Genomic DNA, 17,103 nt, shown 5'->3' with positions numbered 1-17,103 from the left:
CGCTCCCTCGGCACGGCGGCCTGCCCGCCGTACCACCTCGCGATCGTCATCGGGGGCACGAGCGCGGAGTTCGCCCTCAAGACCGCGAAGTACGCCTCCGCGAAGTACCTCGACACCCTCCCCAAGCAGGGCTCGATGACGGCCCACGCGTTCCGTGACACCGAGCTCGAGGAGCGGGTGCTCGAGCTCACCCGCAACTTCGGGATCGGCGCCCAGTTCGGCGGCAAGTACTTCTGCCACGACGTCCGCGTCGTGCGCCTGCCCCGCCACGGCGCCTCGCTGCCGGTGGCCATCGCCGTCTCGTGCTCCGCCGACCGGCAGTGCCTCGGCAAGATCACGCCCGACGGCGTCTTCATCGAGCAGCTCGAGACGGACCCAGCCCGGTTCCTGCCGGAGCAGACCCACGAGGCGCTGAGCGGGCTCGGCGACGCAGCCGACGATGCGGTGGGGGTCTCCTCGATCAGCCGCAACGTGGTCGTCAAGATCGACCTCAACCGTCCCATGGACGAGATCCGCGCCGAGCTGAGCAAGCACCCGGTCAAGACCCGACTGTCGCTCACCGGTCCCCTCGTCGTCGCCCGCGACATCGCCCACGCGAAGATCAAGGAGCGGCTCGACGCGGGCGAGGAGATGCCGCAGTACCTCAAGGACCACCCCGTCTACTACGCGGGCCCGGCCAAGACGCCCGCAGGTATGGCGTCCGGGTCCTTCGGGCCCACGACGGCGGGCCGGATGGACTCCTACGTCGACCAGTTCCAGGCCGCCGGTGGCTCGCTGGTCATGCTCGCCAAGGGCAACCGGAGCCAGCAGGTGACCGACGCCTGCCGCACTCACGGCGGGTTCTACCTCGGCTCGATCGGCGGCCCGGCGGCGCGACTCGCGCAGGACTGCATCAAGCACGTCGAGGTCCTCGAGTACGAGGAGCTCGGCATGGAGGCGATCTGGAGGATCGAGGTCGAGGACTTCCCCGCCTTCATCGTCGTCGACGACAAGGGCAACGACTTCTTCGCCGAGGTGAGCAAGCCGGTCGCCCTGACCATCACCACCCGGGAAGGACTGCAGTGACGGACAAGATCGAGAACCCGACCGACTTCGAGGACCTGCTCGAGAACAACCGCCATTACGCCGAGAACTTCCACCTCGCCGGCTTCGACGGCATCGCCCAGTCGGGGGTCGCCATCGTCACCTGCATGGACTCGCGGATCGACCCCCTGGGCATCGTCGGCCTCGAGCCGGGCGACGCCAAGATCTTCCGCAACCCCGGTGGTCGCGTCACCGACCAGGCCCTCGAGGCGCTGGTCCTGTCGACCTACCTGCTCAACGTCAACCGCATCCTCGTCGTCCCCCACACGAAGTGCGCGATGGGCAAGAACTCCGAGAACGAGCTGCGCTCGAAGATCGGCGAGCTCGCCGGCAAGGACGCGTCGTGGATGAGCTTCAGCGTCGTCGACGACCAGGAGCAGAAGCTGCGTGAGGACCTCGCCAAGGTCCGTTCGCACCCGCTCATCGCCGAGTCGACCCTTGTCGGCGGGTTCATCTACGACGTCGACACGGGGCTGCTCCGCGAGGTCAAGTAGTCCCGAGCGGGGCCCGGCTCAGTCGAGTGCCCCTCAGTCGAGTGCCCCTCAGTCGAGCGATGCTCAGTCGAGCGCCGCGGCGGTCGGCTGGAGGGCCAGCTCGGCCTTGACCACGTCGACGAGACGGGCTGCGACGAGGCTCGCTTCGTCGCCGTCCTCGGCCTCGACCATGACGCGCACCACCGGCTCGGTCCCGGACTTGCGCAGCAGCACCCGGCCGCGCTCCCCCAGCTCGGCCTCGGCGAGGCGCACCGCTTCGGCAACCCGCTCGTTCGCGTCGAGAGCGGCCTTGTCCACGTCCTTGACGTTGATGAGCACCTGCGGGAAGTGCTTCATGACGCTCGCCAGGTCGGCGAGGGAGCGGCCCGTCTCGGCGACCCGCGAGGCCAGCATGAGGCCCGTCAGCTCCCCATCGCCCGTCGTGGCGTGGTCGAGCAGCACGACGTGGCCGGACTGCTCACCGCCGAGGGCATAACCCCCGGCCTTCATCGCCTCGAGGACGTAGCGGTCGCCCACCCCGGTCTGCACGACTGTGATGCCAGCAGCCTCGAGCGCCTGGACCATTCCGAGGTTCGACATGACCGTGGCGACCAGCGTGTCCCCGCGCAGCACCCCCCGCTCCTTCATCGCGAGGGCGAGGATCGCCATGATCTGGTCCCCGTCGACCAGTGCCCCCGTCGCGTCCACGGCGAGGCACCGGTCGGCGTCACCGTCGAAGGCGAGCCCGAGGTCGGCGCCCAGCTCGACGACCGCCTCCTGCAGGTGCTCGACGTGGGTCGAGCCGTAGTCGTCGTTGATGTTGAGCCCGTCGGGAGATCCGCCGATCTGGGTCACGCGGGCACCGGCTTCGGCGAAGACCCGGGGGGCCACGGCCGAGGCGGCCCCGTGCGCCGTGTCGAGGACGATGTGCAGCCCGTCGAGACGGTGGGGCAGCACGGACAGGAGGTGCTCGACATAACGGTCCGCGCCGTCGGGCATCGGCTGGATGCGGCCCACGTCGCGTCCGAGCGGCCGCTGCCAGTCCTCGCGCAGCCGGGCCTCGATCCGGTCCTCGAGATCGTCGGCGAGCTTCTGCCCGCCGCGGGCGAAGAACTTGATGCCGTTGTCAGGCATGGGGTTGTGCGACGCGGACAGCATCGCGCCGAGGTCCGCGCCCTGCTGGGCCACCAGGTAGGCGATGGCCGGCGTCGGCAGCACCCCGGCGTCCCTGACGTCCACCCCGGCCGACGCGAGACCGGCGCCCGTCGCGGCCGCGAGGAACTCCCCCGACGCGCGCGGGTCCCGGCCGACGACAGCGACCGGGCGATGACCGTTGAACTCTCCGACCTCGGCCAGCACGTGAGCCGCCGCGACCGACAGGTCGAGTGCGAGCTCCGCTGTGATGTCCTTGTTCGCCGTGCCGCGCACGCCGTCGGTGCCGAAGAGTCGAGCCACAGGTGTTGCCTTTCGTTGCTGGCGCGCGTGGAGGGGGTGCGCCGGAGCGCAGCACGCCAAGGAGAACTTACCCCCCAGCACGGCGAAAGGCCCCGAGGAGCCCTCGGGGCCTTTCGTCTGGGGGTGAGCTCAGCGGCATACCGGAGCATGCGGCCGAGCCACGCGCCGGGTCAGCGCTTGGAGTACTGCGGCGCCTTGCGGGCCTTCTTGAGACCGGCCTTCTTGCGCTCGGGGACGCGGGCGTCGCGGGTGAGGAAGCCGGCCTTCTTGAGGGCCGGACGGTTCAGCTCGCCGTCGACGTCGTTGAGCGAGCGGGCCACGCCGAGGCGGACCGCGCCGGCCTGCCCGGAGGGGCCACCGCCGTGGACGCGGACGAGCACGTCGTAGGAGCCCTCGAGGTCGAGGATGGTCAGCGGCTCGCGGACGATCTGCTGGTGCACCTTGTTCGGGAAGTAGTCCTCGAGGGTGCGGCCGTTGATCTTCCACTCGCCGGTGCCCGGGACGATCCGGACGCGGGCGATGGCCTGCTTGCGGCGGCCGGTGCCGGCGCCGGGGGTCGAGACCTGGCGGGCGGGGCGCGCCTCGCCGGCGACCGCAGTCTCCGACTCGGAGGTGTACTCGGTGAGCTGCGGCTCGTCGGTGTCGAGGACGTCCTCGTTCACAATGTCAGTCACTGGGTTCTCTTTCTACGCAGTCAGTGCTCGAGGCGGCGCTTACTGCGCGACCTGGGAGATCTCGAAGGGCACGGGCTTCTGGGCGCCGTGCGGGTGCTCGGCGCCGCGGTAGACCTTGAGCTTGGACAGCTGCTGGCGGGCCAGGCTGTTCTTGGGGAGCATCCCGCGGATCGCCTTCTCGACGGCCTTCTCGGGGTTCTTCGCGAGCAGGTCGGTGTAGCTCGTCGCCTTGAGGCCGCCCGGGAAGCCGGAGTGGCGGTAGGCCTTCTTCTGCTCCGCCTTGGCGCCGGTCAGGGCGACCTTGTCGGCGTTGATGATGATGACGAAGTCACCGGTGTCGACGTGCGGCGCGAACTGCGGCTTGTGCTTGCCCCGCAGCAGGACCGCGGCCTGGCTCGCGAGGCGTCCGAGCACGACGTCGGTCGCGTCGATGACGTGCCACGTGCGAGTGACCTCGCCGGGCTTCGGGGTGTAGGTGCGCAATGGAGTCTGCCTTTGCTTCGATGAGTGCCTGTATGCCGCTGAACTCGTTCCGCGCGAGCGCTCACCCTGTGGGTGGCGGGCTTCGCCGGCGCTCCGCAGCACAACCTCATCAATGGTACGGATGGCCGGGGCGCCTCCCAAATCGGCGGTGGAGCCGCCGAAAACGGGGCTTGACCTGCGGAAACGACTTTCGGACTGGGCCTGCAAGGACTGTTGTGCATACGAACTGTGCAAAGGTATTGTGCACGCATGGCGGCTGACGACACCCTGAGATCGCTCGCCCACCCCCTCAGGGGGCGCCTGGTTCAGCAGCTGCGCGTCGGCGGACCCGCCACCGCGACGGACCTCGCACGCGCACTGGGGACGAACTCGGGCGCCACGAGCTACCACCTGCGCCGGCTCGAGGCCGCGGGCCTCGTCGCGGACACGGGCGAGGGCACGGGCAAGCGGCGGGTCTGGCGTGCCGTGGAGCCGTCGCGGGACTGGTACCCGAGCGACGTCGCCGGAGACGAGGACTCCGAGAGCGCGCTCGGGTGGCTGGCTCGCGACTACGCGGCGCACTTCGCAGAGCAGTACGACAGGTGGCTCGGTGTCGCGGGCGCCTGGCCGGTCGCGTGGCAGGACGCGTGCACGCCGCGTGATGCGATGGTGCTGGTGACGACGGAGCAGCTCGACGCGATGACGGCCGAGATCACCGAGGTGGTCGAGCGGTACCGACGTGTCGGGCAGGGCAACCCGACAGCGCGACGGGTGGCGTTCTACGAGTTCACCTATCCGCTCGATCTCGACCGGCCGCCCGCCGGTTCGAGGTGATCCCCGGACACCACCGTCCGGTAAATACCTCGACCGAGGTGGCGGCGGGTCAGGCGGTGACGGCGTCGAGTGCGGCGAGGTCCTCGACGGTCGGCTCCCAGAGGCCGGCGCGGACGTTGTCGGCGACCTGCTCGGGCCGGGTCGCTCCGGCGATGACCGAGGCCACCGCGGGCTGCGCGGCGAGGCCACCGATCGCGACGTCGATGGGGCGCAGACCGCGCTCAGCGGCATACGCCTCGATCGCCTCGATGGTGTCCCAGTCCGCATCGGCGAGCCGGTCTGGCTGGCCGGCCATGCGCGTCCCCTGGGGCGCTGTCTCGCCGCGGCGGTACTTGCCGGTCAACAGCCCGGAGGCGAGCGGGAAGAAGGGGAGGATGCCGACCCCGACGTGCTCGCACGCGGGCACGAGCTCATCCTCGACGTCCCGCTCGAGCAGCGAGTACTCGTTCTGTGCGGAGACGAAGGGGGTGAGGCCCCCGGCGCGAGCGGCCCAGTCGGCCTCGATGACCTGCCACCCGGCGAAGTTGCTCGAGCCGATGTAGCGCACCTTGCCCTCGACGACGAGCTCGTGCAGCGCGGCGAGCGTCTCCTCGAGCGGCGTGACCGGGTCGGGCCGGTGGTACTGGTAGAGGTCGATCCAGTCGGTGCCGAGGCGCTGCAGGCTCGCCTCGACGGCCTTGCGGATGTAGCGCCGCGAGCCGCGGGCACCCCAGTCCGGTCCGTTCGAGCCCTGCATGTCCATACCGAACTTCGTTGCCACGACAACGTTCTCGCGCTCGCGCCCGAGGGCCCGACCGAGGAGCTCCTCGCTCGCGCCGAGGCCGTAGATGTCCGCCGTGTCGAAGAGCGTGATGCCGGCATCGAGGGCCGCGCCGACGACGGTGGCGGTCGCGTCGGCGTCGAGACGTCGTCCGAAGTTGTTGCAGCCCAGGCCGACCGTCGAGACCGTCAGGCCGCTGTCGCCGAGCTGTCGGTAGGTCATGGTTGGGGAGCTCGTCACTCCCCCACCGTAGTGGCGGGCCTCCGCGACCCTTGGAGCCGGGCCGGGCCGGGCCGCTCAGGAGTCGATGGTGAGGGCGATGACCTCGGCGCCGGGCAGCTTCGCGAGGTCGGCGCCGTCGAGGAGCAGCTTCGCCCCGCGGATTCCCGCGCCGATCACGACGCGTCCGGCCGCGGCCACGTGCTCGTCGACGAGGATCGGCCAGCCGTCGGGCAGGCCGACCGGGGTGATGCCGCCCTGCTGCATTCCGGTCAGCTCTTCGGCCTTAGCCTGGTCCGCGAAGGAGATCTTGCGAGCGCCGAGGTGCTTGCGGACGACGCGGTTGATGTCGGCCCGGTCCGTCGCGAGCACCATGACGGCCGCGAGGGTCGTCACCTCTCCACGGCGTGCCTCGACGACGACGCAGTTCGCGGATGCCTCGAGTGCGACATCGTACGCCTCGCAGAAGGCGGCGGTGTCGGCAAGACTCGCGTCGATCTCGGCGACACGCGTGTAGGGCACGAGCGCGAGGGCTGCGGACACCGGGGGCGCGACGAGCTCGGGGTGGTCGGCAGCGGGCAGCCAGGTGAGGTTTCCTTCAGCAGAGGCCATGCCAGCACTCTAGGCAGCCGCCCCGGCTCGTCGAACGCGCCCTCGCCGGTCCGAGCCAGCGTTAGGCCACCGAGCCCTGAGGGCGGACCCCGGGCGGACAGCTCAGAGGGAGGCCGCGAGGTCGCGCACGACGACGGCGGTGGGCACCGGACGCGCGTCCCGCCACCCGGTCCCGGCCCAGAGGGCGAACCATTGCGGGTCCTCGGCAGCCGCGGCCGCCCGCCGGAGGGGGCCGGCGACATGGTTCACCTCGGGATACGCGGCCGGGGCGTGCCCGTCGTGAGCGCGGACGAAGTCGTTGGTGAGCGACCGGGCGAGCCTGCCGGAGAACACGCGCGTCACTGCGGTCTCCGTGAACGCGGGGTCGCCGAGGGCGCGCCGGTGCACCAGGTGCGTCCCAGCCTCGGGCGTCAGCAGCAGGAGCGTGCCGACCTGTATGGCGTCGGCCCCCGCCAGGCGGACCTGCGCCGCCCGCTGCGGCTGGGACACGCCGCCCGCAGCGATGATCGGCAGGTCGACGGCGGCCCGCACCGCCTCGACGAGGCCGATGAGGTCGTCGGTCGAGGGATCCTTCGCCTCGTCGAGGGTGCCGCGGTGCCCGCCGGCCTCGGGGCCCTGGACGCACAGGCCATCCACCTCGTGGGTCGCCGCCGCGCGCGCCTCGTCGACGTCGGTCACCGTGACGAGGACCTCGGTGCCCGACCGCTGAATCTCATGGACCACCGCGGCGCTCGGCAGGCCGAACGTGAACGACACGACGGGGACACGCTCCTCGATCACGACGTCGATCTTGCGGTCCCAGTCGTCGGTGTCCTCGGGCCGCGCCTCCCCGAGCTCGGCCCCGAGGCGTGCCGCATCCGGCCCCAGGCGCTCCCGGTACTCCCCGACAGCCCGCGCGCGGTCCGGGCCGTCGAGCGGCCGGGGCTGAGCGGCATACACGTTGGCAGTCGCGGGGACGAACAGGTTGACGCCGAAGGGGCGCTCGGTGCGCGACCACACCTCCGCAATCTGCTCGTGCAGCTCTGGTGCGTCGAGCATTCCACCCGCGAGGAACCCGAGGCCCCCAGCGTCCGAGACCGCCGCGGCGAGCTCGGGGGTGCTCGGGCCGCCCGCCATCGGGGCGCCGACGATCGGGACGTCCAGTTCGGTCACGACCATGACGTGACGCTATCGTTTGCGGTCGCATGGGGCGAGCCTGAGGCAATTCGACTCGGGGACAGCGAATTACAGCGATGTGATTGCTTGTCACACCAGTCACTCCTGCAACACACTGGTGATCGCCGCCTCGGGACCTGGGAGCTTTCCATGCGCACAACGCCTCGTTATCTCGCGATGCTCGCTGCGGCCGCGCTCGTCGCGGCCGTTCCGGCATTCGCGGATGCCCCGACGGCGAACGCGGCGACGCTACCCGCGCCTGCGCCCGGGTCCGAGGTCTACCTCCGGCCGGCGGACCCGGTCTTCGACGTCGTCGGCGGCGGCTACGGGCACGGCATCGGCATGTCCCAGTATGGCGCACAGGGCGCGGCGACGAAGGGTCTCAAGCACAGCGAGATCCTGAGCTTCTACTACCCCGGCACGACGATCGCACAGACGACGCTGACCACGATCAAGATCGGGATCACCATCGACAACGACGGCGTCGTCCAGGTCGGGGCCCGTCCTGGGCTCGCGATGGCGACCGGGGGCGGCAAGGCGCTCGCGCTGCCTCCCGAGCCGACTCAGTGGAAGGTCACGGCGACGGGTAAGACCGCGACGACCTGCGTCGTCGAGTCCTACCAGAACTCGAAGTGGAGCGTTTACCAGAAGGACAAGACTCCGTGCCCGGTCACGTTCTCCAGCACGCAGGCCACTGAGTCGGTCGGGCAAGCCAAGAGCACCGTTGACCTGTTCCTGCCCGGCGGCGAGCGGCGGGTCTACCGCGGCACGATCACGGCGGAGCACACCGGCACGACGAAGCTCGCCACCGTCAACGCCCTACCGATGGAGGACTATCTCCGCGGCGTCGTCCCGTCGGAGATGCCGCCGTCATGGCAGCTGGAGGCTCTCAAGTCACAGGCGGTCGCGGCCCGGACATATGCCTCCACCCGGAGCAAGCACACGAGCTACTACGACACCTGCGACACAACGAGCTGCCAGGTCTACAAGGGCCGCGGCGCCCGCAAGCCCGACGGCACGATCACCTCCTACGAGTGGGGCTCGACGAACGCGGCCATCGACGCCACTCCGGGGGAAGTCCTCAACTTCAAGTTCCCCGACGGGGTCCGGCTGGCGACAACCATGTACTCCTCCTCGAACGGCGGACGTGCGGTCGCCGCCGGCGGGGACCACAAGTACCTCCCCGCTAAGGACGACCCCTATGACGGCGCCTACGCAGGCGGCCGTCCCCATGCCTGGAACGCCAAGTTGCCTGTCGCCGCGCTGGAGTCCTATTTCGGAATCGCTCGCGTCGAGCGCATCCAGATCCTCAAGCGAGACGGCAGCGGCGACTGGGGTGGCCGCGTCCAGTCCGTCCGCGTCGAGGGCTTCACCTCGACCGGTGCGTACGTCTCCAAGGACACGAGCGGCAACGGCAGCATGGGCGTCCGCCCGTGGCCGTCATACAGCGACGGCCTGTCGTCGAACTACTTCACGATCAACGCGAAGGCCGCGGACCCCGGCACCGTCAGCCCCGGCACCATCAGCCGCGTCGCCGGATCGGACCGCTTCTCGACGGCCGCGGAGGCCTCCCGCGCCTTCTCGCCGGGAGTCGATGTCGTCTACGTCGCCAGCGGGAGCGACTTCCCCGACGCCCACGCCGGGGCGGCCCGTGCGGCGTATTACGGCGGCCCGCTGCTGTTGACCCAGACGAACGCGGTCCCCACCGCGACGCGCGATGCGATGAACCGCCTACGGCCCACCCGTGTCGTCGTCCTCGGCGGCACCGGCGCCGTGTCCGACTCTGTCGCCAAGTCCCTTCAGGCCATGACGACCGGACGCGCCCTGCAGCGCGTCGGTGGCAGCAACCGCTACGACACTGCCGCGCTCATCGCGGGCTACTACCCGCCCCGCGGAAAGGTCGCCTACGTCGCGACCGGCGAGGACTTCCCGGACGCGCTCGCCGGCGCCGCCCTCGCCGGCCGTGACAAGGCGCCCGTCCTGCTGACGAAGCCCACGAGCGTGCCGGCGGCAACCGCCAAGGCGCTGTCGACCCTGCGGCCCGACCGCATCGTCGTCCTCGGCAGCACCGGCGCGGTCTCCGCCGGCGTCGCTTCGCAGCTCGCCCGCTACACGAGCACCGGGAGCGTCACCCGCCTCGCCGGCAGTGACCGCTACGGCACCGCCGCCGCGGTCGCCAAGCAGTTCTCCACGGCGACCTCGGTGTACGTTCCCTCCGGCGAGAACTTCCCGGACGCGCTCGCCGCCGCCGCGGTGGCCGGCTCCTTCGGGGCGCCCGTCCTCCTGACTCGAAGCGACCGGCTGCCGGACGCGATCCGCGACGAGCTGGTGCGCCTCAAGCCCCAGTCGGCCTACGTGCTCGGGGGCCCCACGGTCGTCTCGAACACCGTCGTCGCCAAGGTCCGCGACGCGATCAACTGACCCAGCCTTGTCCCCGCCGTGACGGGTGGGACCGAAGCGCTGACTCGACGAGCACCCACGAAGTCGAGTGAGCGACCCGCCTCAGGGGTCACAGCCCTGGTGTGACGGGTGGGACCAACCGCTCACTCGACGACAGACAGGGGTCTTCGGCGCGGACACCTCACCAGTCGAGTGAGCGACCCGCCTCAGGAGTCACAACCCCGGTGTGACGGGTGGGACCAACCGCTCACTCGACGAGTGGGTATGCCGCGGCCCCGCCCCGCACCAGCGCTCAGTGCCGAGCGTGGCGGGCTGAGCGGCCTACCCGGGGGTCAGCGGGGACGTACGACGCGGCGCTCGTCCCAGACGGGCTCGTCGGACTCGTACACCCGGCCGTCCTCCCCGAAGACGAGGAACCGGTCGAAGCCCCGCGCGAACCAGCGGTCGTGCGTCACCGCGACGACCGTCCCCTCGAAGCGGTCCAGGCCCTCCTCGAGCGCCTCGGCCGACTGCAGGTCGAGGTTGTCGGTCGGCTCGTCGAGAAGCAGGAGCGTGGCCCCGGAGAGCTCGAGCAGGAGGATCTGGAAACGCGCCTGCTGCCCACCGGACAGGGACTCGAAGGTCTGCTCCCCCGAGCGGGCGAGCTCGTAGCGGTCGAGCGCACGAGCGGCCTCCTCGCGCGGCTTGCCGGCCCGGTGCTCGTCGCCCCGGTGGAGGATCTCGAGCAGGGTGCGGCCCATCAGGGTCGGGTGCTCGTGGGTCTGGGCGAACCACCCCGGCCGGACCCGAGAGCCGAGCCGCGCCACCCCGGTGTGCTCCACGGGCTTCGGCAGCACGTCGCCGACGGGCCGGTGCTCCGGCTCGGGATCCGACCCGCCGCAGGCGAGCAGCCGCAGGAAGTGGGACTTGCCCGAGCCGTTCGAGCCGAGGACCGCGACCCGCTCGCCGAACCACACCTCGAGGTCGAACGGCTTCATCAGCCCGGTCAGCTCGAGGCCTTCGGCGATGACCGCCCGCTTGGCGGTGCGACCACCGGTGAGGCGCATCTTGACCTGCTGGCGCAGCGGCACGGCCTCGGGTGGCCCGGCGTCCTCGAACCGGCGCAGCCGGGTCTGGGCGGCCTGGTAGCGCGCGGCCATGTCGGAGTTGTAGGCGGCCTTCTGCTTGTACATCTGCACGAGCGCCTTGAGCTTCGCGTGCTCCTCGTCCCACCGCTTGCGCAGCTCCTCGAGCCTGGCGTTGCGGTCGGCGCGCGCCTCGGCGTACGTGCCGAACCCGCCGGGGTGCACCCAGAGCGTCGCCCCGGCCGCGCCCGGCTCGAGGGTCGCGATGCGCGTCGCGACGCGGTCGAGCAGCTCCCGGTCGTGGCTGATGAACAGGACCGTCTTCGGCGAGGCGACGAGTGCTTCCTCGAGCCAGCGCTTCGTCGGCACGTCGAGGTAGTTGTCCGGCTCGTCGAGGAGCAGCACCTCTTCGGGGCCGCGGAGCAGCGCCTCGAGGACGAGCCGCTTCTGCTCGCCGCCGGAGAGGGTCGTGACGCGCCGCCACTGGGCCTTCTCGTACGGCACGCCGAGCGCCGCCATGGTCACCTGGTCCCAGACGGTCTCCTGCTCGTAACCACCCGCCTCGCCCCACTCGACGAGCGCGTGGGCATAGGCCATCTGGTCGGCCTCGGTGTCCCGCTCCATCATGAGCATCTCGGTGCGGTCGATCTCCTTGGCGGCCGTGCGGATTCGCTCGGGCGCGACCGAGACGAGCAGGTCGCGCACGGTCGACTCGTCGCGCACGGACCCGATGAACTGCCGCATCACGCCGAGCCCGCCGGAGCGCGTGACTGCGCCCTCCTCCGCGGGCAGGTCGCCGGAGACGATGCGGGTGAGCGTCGTCTTGCCGGTGCCGTTCGGCCCGATGAGGGCGACCTTCGCGCCCTCGCCGACCCGGAACGAGACGTCGTTCAGCAGCGGCCGGCCGTCCGGCAGCGAGAAGGAGACGGAGTTGACGTCGATGTGGCCCACGAGGGTCCATCGTGACGTATGCCGCTCACCCCGTCACGCGGATATCGCCCCGCCCCCTCGGGTCCCTCGACGATCCGGGCTCAGGCCCATTGCCAGGTGGTGATGATCCGGTCGAGCTGGGCCATCGCGCCGTTGGCGCCCTCCTGCGAGGAGAGGGTCAGCAGGTAGACGCGGTCGTCGTGCCGCACCGCCCAGGACCACGCGATGCCGCCGCCGATGTCGTGCCCGCCGTCGGCCCGCCCGAGCCCTCGCTGCTGCACCCGGTCAGGACGAAGACGCAGGTCAACAGGGCGACGGAGACGACCCGGCGGGAAGGGGGCATGGTCTCGATCCAATCACAGGGCCGGTTCTACGCCCGGTGCGTCCCGACGCGCGCGGGCCTGCTCGGCCCGCTCCGCGAGCTGCTCGTCCGGCGGGTAGACGACCTCCTCGAGGCTGAGGCCGTGTGCCGGCATGACGAGGATCTCGCTCGCCCGTTGCCCCCTGCCCTGCAGCTGCTCGGGCCACTCGGCGCCGCGCCGGCCCTCCCCCACCGGCACGACGGACCCGACGAGCGAGCGCACCATCGAGTGGCAGAAGGCATCGGCGCGCACCGTCGCGGCGAGCACCCCGTCCGGCAGGCGCCGCCACGAGAAGTCGAGCAGGGTGCGGATCGTGGTCGCTCCCTCGCGCCGCTTGCAGAACGCCGCGAAGTCCTTCAGCCCGAGCAGTGTGCGCGATGCCGCGTTCATGGCGTCGACATCGAGGGGCCGCCGCCACCCCACTGTGTCGTGCCGCCGCAACGGGTCGTGCACGGCATACGGGTCGGCGATGCGGTAGAGGTAGCGCCGCTCCTGCGCCGCGAAGCGGGCGTCGAACCCCACGGGTGCTCGGCTGGCCTGCCGCACGACGACGTCGCCCGGGAGTATGCCGCTCAGCCGGCTCACGAGGGCCGCCTCAGGCGGTCGCGTGGACCGTCCCGGGAGCGCGGCGAACGCGGCGGCGTCGACGTCGACGTGTGCGACCTGACCGCGCGCGTGCACCCCCGCATCGGTCCGTCCGGCGACCGTGAGGCGTACCGGCTGCTGCGAGCGGAGCAACGTCGTCAGTGCCGACGACAGCACCGCCTCCACCGTGCGGCGGTCCGGTTGGGCCGCCCACCCCGAGAAGTCGGTGCCGTCATAGGCGAGGTCGAGGCGCAGCCGCACGGTCTCCTCCTCGCCCATGGCGGCGAGCCTATCCATGTCGTCACGAGGTCAACCCCCACGGGTCACGGGACGTCTTCTATCCATCAGTCGCGCCGGCACCCGGCCGGCCGGCTCCAACCAAGAGGGGGCCCGATCATGAAGACCAACACCCGTCGCCGCCTTTGCGCCATCGCGCTCGCCGCGGCCCTCGCCGCACCGGTCACCGCGGCTGCGACAACGAACACCGCATCGGCCCTGCCGAGCTGCGGCACGCAGTGGGGGTCGCTGGCAAAGACCTCGGCGAGCCAGACCCGGGCGAGCATCACAGGGGTCCGTGCCGGGCAGCACCCCTGCTTCGACCGGCTCGTCTTCGACCTCGGTCGCGGCACCGGCAAGGTCGGCTACGACGTCCGCTACGTCTCCACGGTGACGAGCCCGAGCAGTGGGCTACCAGTGCCGGTCAGCGGCGGCGCTCGCATCCAGGTCACGGTCAAGGCGCCGGCCGCGAAGCGGATCCCGGCCGGCGGGACCCTCACGTATGCCGGCTGGCAGTCGTTCCGCCAGCTGAAGTGGGTCACGAGCTTCGAGGGCTACACCGACTTCGGCCTCGGGGTGCGGGCACGACTCCCGATGCGCGCCTTCGTGCTCATGGCTCCGGACGGCGGCCAGCGGCTCGTCGTCGACGTCGCCCACCACTGGTAGGCCGCACTCCACCGGGCACTCTCGATCGGGGAATGGCGAGAGGCCGACCCCCACAGTGGGGATCGGCCTCTCGGATCAGCTTGGACCGAAGGTCACTCCGCGGAGCCGGCCTTCGTGAAGCCGGCGGCCTCGGCGTCCTCGGCGGACTCGAACCAGAAGTCGGCGGTCGCCTCGTCGTACGACTCCGTGCCGGCCTCGTGGTAGAGCTTCGAGCCGGACTCGGCCTTGACGGTGTAGCCCTCGGGGGCCGAGCCGTCGGTCGTGGCCGGAGCCGCGCCCTCCGGCACGTCCACGGCCGGGGCGTCGGCCTGGGCGTCGCTGACCGGCGCCTCCTCGACCGGCGCCTCCTCGACGGGCGCGGCGTCCTTGGCAGCGCGCTTCGTCGCCGCCTCGGCCTCCTTGACCGTCGCCTTCTTGGCCGACAGCGGCTCGCGGACGAGCTCGATCACGGCCATGGGGGCGTTGTCACCCTTGCGGCCACCGATCTTCGTGATGCGGGTGTAGCCACCCTCGCGCTGCGCCATGTCGGGGGCGATCTCGGCGAAGAGGCGGTGGACGGCACCCTTGTCGCGCACGACCGCAAGGACGCGGCGACGCGCGGCGAGGTCACCACGCTTGGCGAAGGTGATGAGCCGCTCGGCGAACGGGCGCAGGCGCTTGGCCTTGGCCTCGGTCGTCGTGATCCGGTCGTTCTCGAAGAGGGCCGTCGCGAGGTTGCTGAGGATCAGCCGCTCGTGCGCGGGGCCGCCACCGACGCGGGGACCCTTGGTGGGGGTGGGCATTTCGTTCTCCTAGTGGGGTCTGACCGGCCCGCGGGGAGCCGACGTCAGGGGGCGGTTGTCAGAGCTGCTCGTCCTCGACGTAGGACTCGTCGTCCTCGTCGTAGCCGTCGTCGTAGTTGTCGACGATGGCCGACGGGTCGAACCCGGGCGGGCTGTCCTTGAGCGCGAGACCCATGCCGGCGAGCTTGGCCTTGACCTCGTCGATCGACTTCGCACCGAAGTTGCGGATGTCGAGCAGGTCCGCCTCGCTACGGCCGACGAGCTCACCGACGGTGTGGATGCCCTCGCGCTTCAGGCAGTTGTAGGACCGGACCGTCAGGTCGAGGTCCTCGATCGGGAGCGCGAGGTCCGCGGCCAGCGCGGCGTCAGTCGGCGACGGGCCCATGTCGATGCCCTCGGCCTCGACGTTGAGCTCGCGCGCCAGGCCGAACAGCTCGACGAGCGTCTTGCCGGCCGACGCCATCGCGTCACGTGGCGTGAGGGAGTTCTTGGTCTCGACGTCGACGATGAGCTTGTCGAAGTCGGTGCGCTGCTCGACACGGGTCGCCTCGACCTTGTAGGTCACGGCGAGGACCGGGCTGTAGATCGAGTCGACCGGGATGCGGCCGATCTCCTGGTCGCCGGACTTGTTCTGCTGCGCCGAGACGTAGCCACGGCCACGCTCGACGGTCAGCTCCATCTCGAGTTTGCCCTTGTCGTTGAGCGTCGCGATGCGCAGGTCGGGGTTGTGCACCTCGACACCGGCGGGCGGCGTGATGTCGGCCGCGGTGACCTCACCGGGGCCCTGCTTGCGCAGGTACATGACGACCGGCTCGTCGTGCTCCGAGGAGACGACGAGGCCCTTGATGTTGAGGATGATCTCGGTGACGTCCTCCTTCACCCCGGGCACGGTGGTGAACTCGTGGAGCACGCCGTCGATGCGGATCGACGTGACCGACGCACCCGGGATGCTCGAGAGCAGGGTGCGACGGAGGCTGTTGCCGAGCGTGTAGCCGAAGCCGGGCTCGAGCGGCTCGATCGTGAAGCGGCTGCGGTTGTCCGCAACGACTTCCTCGGAGAGCACGGGACGCTGTGCGATGAGCACTGTTCGTTTCCTTCCCACGGGCGACCGCTATTTGACGCCGCGTGAAACTGCCCGGTCTCGCTCCGGGCGGCCGGGGGTCGGCTCTGTCTGCGACCCCGGCCCCAGCACACGGATGTGGTATGCCGCTGAAGCACCGCTCGCTGAGCGGGCTCCGCGGCATACCACCCCTTGGTTCTCAGTCCTTCGAGTAGAGCTCGACGATCAGCTGCTCGGTGAGCGGCGTGTCGATCTGCGCGCGCACCGGGAGCTGGTGGATGAGCACCTGCAGCGACCCCTCGATGACCTGCATCCAGGCCGGCGGAGTGCGGTCCCCGAACGTCTGGCGGGCCAGCTCGAACGGGAACGTCTCGACGGACTGCTTGCGGACCGTGATGATGTCGTACTGCTCGACGCGGTAGGACGGGACGTCGACGCGGACGCCGTTGACCTCGAAGTGGCCGTGCGTCACGAGCTGACGGGCGTGCCGACGCGTGCGGGCCAGGCCCGCGCGGTAGATCACGTTGTCGAGGCGCGACTCGAGGATCTGAAGGAGGTTCTCACCGGTCTTGCCGGGGCGGCGAGCCGCCTCCTTGTAGTAGCGGACGAACTGCTTCTCCATGACGCCGTAGGCGAAGCGGGCCTTCTGCTTCTCCTGGAGCTGGAGCAGGTACTCCTTCTCCTGGATCCGCCGACGGCCGTGCTGGCCGGGCGGGAAGGGGCGCAGCTCGAAGTTCTTGTCGCCGCCGACGAGGTCCATCTTGAGGCGGCGGGACTTCTTGGTGATCGGGCCGGTGTACCGAGCCATGTCTATCTACTCCTGGTGGTCTCGGGCCGGATCAGACGCGGCGGCGCTTGGGCGGGCGGACACCGTTGTGCGGCGTGGGGGTGACATCGCTGATGGCACCCACCTCGAGGCCGGCGGCGGTGAGGGAACGGATCGCCGTCTCGCGGCCCGAGCCCGGGCCCTTGACGAAGACGTCGACCTTGCGCATGCCGTGCTCCATGGCGCGACGGGCAGCGGCCTCGGCGGCCATCTGCGCGGCATACGGGGTGGACTTGCGCGAGCCCTTGAAGCCGACCTGGCCGGCGGAGGCCCACGAGATCACGGCACCGGTCGGGTCCGTGATCGAGATGATGGTGTTGTTGAACGTGCTCTTGATGTGAGCGTGCCCGTGGGCGACGTTCTTCTTTTCCTTACGACGAACCTTCGTCGTACGAGCCTTGGGAGGCATGTTTCTCCTACGTCAG

At 70.6% G+C, this 17,103-nt stretch carries 18 protein-coding genes; 5 read left to right on the top strand and 13 right to left on the bottom strand.

The features are described from left to right. Positions 1 to 1,065 (top strand): FumA C-terminus/TtdB family hydratase beta subunit (locus tag ACTHJJ_RS12295; RefSeq protein WP_440303229.1); only part of this gene is annotated, 1,065 nt, incomplete at its 5' end. Beyond that, positions 1,062 to 1,577, top strand: coding sequence for a beta-class carbonic anhydrase (locus tag ACTHJJ_RS12290; protein WP_440303228.1), 516 nt, complete (start codon positions 1,062 to 1,064; stop codon positions 1,575 to 1,577). The genes ACTHJJ_RS12295 and ACTHJJ_RS12290, both read left to right, overlap by 4 nt. A 63-nt stretch (positions 1,578 to 1,640) precedes the next feature. Here ACTHJJ_RS12290 and glmM read toward each other — a convergent pair whose 3' ends face one another. The 3 genes from glmM to rplM form a co-directional block, all read right to left on the bottom strand. Continuing rightward, on the bottom strand, positions 1,641 to 3,011 hold the full coding sequence (gene glmM / locus ACTHJJ_RS12285; RefSeq protein ID WP_440303227.1) for a phosphoglucosamine mutase: 1,371 nt from the start codon (positions 3,009 to 3,011) through the stop codon (positions 1,641 to 1,643). Between the two features lie 170 nt (positions 3,012 to 3,181). Beyond that, positions 3,182 to 3,685 carry a 30S ribosomal protein S9 gene (gene rpsI, locus ACTHJJ_RS12280; RefSeq protein WP_440303226.1) on the bottom strand — a complete coding sequence of 168 codons (504 nt, stop codon included), beginning with the start codon at positions 3,683 to 3,685 and terminating at the stop codon, positions 3,182 to 3,184. Between the two features lie 39 nt (positions 3,686 to 3,724). After that, positions 3,725 to 4,168, bottom strand: coding sequence for a 50S ribosomal protein L13 (gene rplM / locus ACTHJJ_RS12275; RefSeq protein WP_440303225.1), 444 nt, complete (start codon positions 4,166 to 4,168; stop codon positions 3,725 to 3,727). A 249-nt stretch (positions 4,169 to 4,417) separates the two neighbouring features. Between rplM and ACTHJJ_RS12270 the strand changes: the two genes are divergently transcribed. After that, positions 4,418 to 4,981: an ArsR/SmtB family transcription factor gene (locus ACTHJJ_RS12270; RefSeq protein WP_440303224.1), complete on the top strand. Its 564-nt coding sequence runs from the start codon at positions 4,418 to 4,420 to the stop codon at positions 4,979 to 4,981. Between the two features lie 49 nt (positions 4,982 to 5,030). Here ACTHJJ_RS12270 and ACTHJJ_RS12265 read toward each other — a convergent pair whose 3' ends face one another. The 3 genes from ACTHJJ_RS12265 to ACTHJJ_RS12255 all read right to left on the bottom strand — a co-directional run bounded on the left by ACTHJJ_RS12265 (position 5,031) and on the right by ACTHJJ_RS12255 (position 7,730). Next, positions 5,031 to 5,963 carry an aldo/keto reductase gene (locus tag ACTHJJ_RS12265; protein WP_440303230.1) on the bottom strand — a complete coding sequence of 311 codons (933 nt, stop codon included), beginning with the start codon at positions 5,961 to 5,963 and terminating at the stop codon, positions 5,031 to 5,033. Positions 5,964 to 6,038: 75 nt separating this feature from the next. After that, positions 6,039 to 6,572, bottom strand: a complete 534-nt coding sequence (locus ACTHJJ_RS12260; RefSeq protein ID WP_440303223.1) for a YbaK/EbsC family protein — start codon at positions 6,570 to 6,572, stop codon at positions 6,039 to 6,041. Between the two features lie 102 nt (positions 6,573 to 6,674). Continuing rightward, a complete protein-coding gene (locus tag ACTHJJ_RS12255; RefSeq protein WP_440303222.1) occupies positions 6,675 to 7,730 on the bottom strand; it encodes a nitronate monooxygenase in 1,056 nt (351 codons plus the stop codon). Between the two features lie 147 nt (positions 7,731 to 7,877). Here ACTHJJ_RS12255 and ACTHJJ_RS12250 point away from each other — a divergent pair, with 147 nt between their 5' ends. Further along, on the top strand, positions 7,878 to 10,148 hold the full coding sequence (locus ACTHJJ_RS12250) for a cell wall-binding repeat-containing protein (protein ID WP_440303221.1): 2,271 nt from the start codon (positions 7,878 to 7,880) through the stop codon (positions 10,146 to 10,148). 311 nt (positions 10,149 to 10,459) lie between these two features. On the opposite strand, the gene ACTHJJ_RS12245 is transcribed toward ACTHJJ_RS12250, so the two are convergent. The 3 genes from ACTHJJ_RS12245 to truA all read right to left on the bottom strand — a co-directional run bounded on the left by ACTHJJ_RS12245 (position 10,460) and on the right by truA (position 13,347). Next, the gene (locus tag ACTHJJ_RS12245) at positions 10,460 to 12,142 is read right to left on the bottom strand and encodes an ABC-F family ATP-binding cassette domain-containing protein (protein ID WP_440303220.1); all 1,683 of its coding nucleotides are present in this window, start codon (positions 12,140 to 12,142) and stop codon (positions 10,460 to 10,462) included. 80 nt (positions 12,143 to 12,222) lie between these two features. Next, positions 12,223 to 12,402: a hypothetical protein gene (locus ACTHJJ_RS12240; RefSeq protein WP_440303219.1), complete on the bottom strand. Its 180-nt coding sequence runs from the start codon at positions 12,400 to 12,402 to the stop codon at positions 12,223 to 12,225. 75 nt (positions 12,403 to 12,477) lie between these two features. Then, the gene (gene truA, locus ACTHJJ_RS12235; protein WP_440303218.1) at positions 12,478 to 13,347 is read right to left on the bottom strand and encodes a tRNA pseudouridine(38-40) synthase TruA; all 870 of its coding nucleotides are present in this window, start codon (positions 13,345 to 13,347) and stop codon (positions 12,478 to 12,480) included. Positions 13,348 to 13,464: 117 nt separating this feature from the next. Here truA and ACTHJJ_RS12230 point away from each other — a divergent pair, with 117 nt between their 5' ends. After that, complete coding sequence (locus ACTHJJ_RS12230; RefSeq protein WP_440303217.1) at positions 13,465 to 14,010, top strand: AMIN-like domain-containing (lipo)protein; 546 nt, start codon at positions 13,465 to 13,467, stop codon at positions 14,008 to 14,010. A gap of 92 nt (positions 14,011 to 14,102) precedes the next feature. On the opposite strand, the gene rplQ is transcribed toward ACTHJJ_RS12230, so the two are convergent. The 4 genes from rplQ to rpsK all read right to left on the bottom strand — a co-directional run bounded on the left by rplQ (position 14,103) and on the right by rpsK (position 17,087). Beyond that, positions 14,103 to 14,792 (bottom strand): 50S ribosomal protein L17, sunset domain variant, encoded by a 690-nt coding sequence (gene rplQ, locus ACTHJJ_RS12225; RefSeq protein WP_440303216.1) that lies wholly within the window; start codon positions 14,790 to 14,792, stop codon positions 14,103 to 14,105. Between the two features lie 58 nt (positions 14,793 to 14,850). Continuing rightward, complete coding sequence (locus ACTHJJ_RS12220) at positions 14,851 to 15,876, bottom strand: DNA-directed RNA polymerase subunit alpha (protein WP_440303215.1); 1,026 nt, start codon at positions 15,874 to 15,876, stop codon at positions 14,851 to 14,853. Between the two features lie 175 nt (positions 15,877 to 16,051). Beyond that, the gene (gene rpsD, locus ACTHJJ_RS12215) at positions 16,052 to 16,660 is read right to left on the bottom strand and encodes a 30S ribosomal protein S4 (RefSeq protein WP_440303214.1); all 609 of its coding nucleotides are present in this window, start codon (positions 16,658 to 16,660) and stop codon (positions 16,052 to 16,054) included. A gap of 31 nt (positions 16,661 to 16,691) precedes the next feature. Further along, positions 16,692 to 17,087, bottom strand: coding sequence for a 30S ribosomal protein S11 (rpsK, locus tag ACTHJJ_RS12210; RefSeq protein ID WP_034715209.1), 396 nt, complete (start codon positions 17,085 to 17,087; stop codon positions 16,692 to 16,694). Between the last annotated feature and the right edge of the window lie 16 nt (positions 17,088 to 17,103).

Origin of the sequence: Intrasporangium sp., from assembly GCF_051961875.1 — a bacterium.
Classification (GTDB): Bacteria; Actinomycetota; Actinomycetes; order Actinomycetales; family Dermatophilaceae; genus Intrasporangium_A.
This window is presented reverse-complemented; position numbering and strand designations above follow the sequence as displayed.

Excerpts from the sequence above, each read along its gene's own strand:
- rplQ (WP_440303216.1), bottom strand. The coding sequence starts at position 14,792 with ATGCCCACCCCCACCAAGGGTCCCCGCGTCGGTGGCGGCCCCGCGCAC.
- ACTHJJ_RS12260 (WP_440303223.1), bottom strand. The coding sequence starts at position 6,572 with ATGGCCTCTGCTGAAGGAAACCTCACCTGGCTGCCCGCTGCCGACCAC.
- ACTHJJ_RS12230 (WP_440303217.1), top strand. The coding sequence starts at position 13,465 with ATGAAGACCAACACCCGTCGCCGCCTTTGCGCCATCGCGCTCGCCGCG.
- ACTHJJ_RS12270 (WP_440303224.1), top strand. The coding sequence starts at position 4,418 with ATGGCGGCTGACGACACCCTGAGATCGCTCGCCCACCCCCTCAGGGGG.
- rpsD (WP_440303214.1), bottom strand. The coding sequence starts at position 16,660 with ATGGCTCGGTACACCGGCCCGATCACCAAGAAGTCCCGCCGCCTCAAG.
- truA (WP_440303218.1), bottom strand. The coding sequence starts at position 13,347 with ATGGGCGAGGAGGAGACCGTGCGGCTGCGCCTCGACCTCGCCTATGAC.
- ACTHJJ_RS12250 (WP_440303221.1), top strand. The coding sequence starts at position 7,878 with ATGCGCACAACGCCTCGTTATCTCGCGATGCTCGCTGCGGCCGCGCTC.
- rpsK (WP_034715209.1), bottom strand. The coding sequence starts at position 17,087 with ATGCCTCCCAAGGCTCGTACGACGAAGGTTCGTCGTAAGGAAAAGAAG.
- ACTHJJ_RS12255 (WP_440303222.1), bottom strand. The coding sequence starts at position 7,730 with ATGGTCGTGACCGAACTGGACGTCCCGATCGTCGGCGCCCCGATGGCG.
- ACTHJJ_RS12265 (WP_440303230.1), bottom strand. The coding sequence starts at position 5,963 with ATGACCTACCGACAGCTCGGCGACAGCGGCCTGACGGTCTCGACGGTC.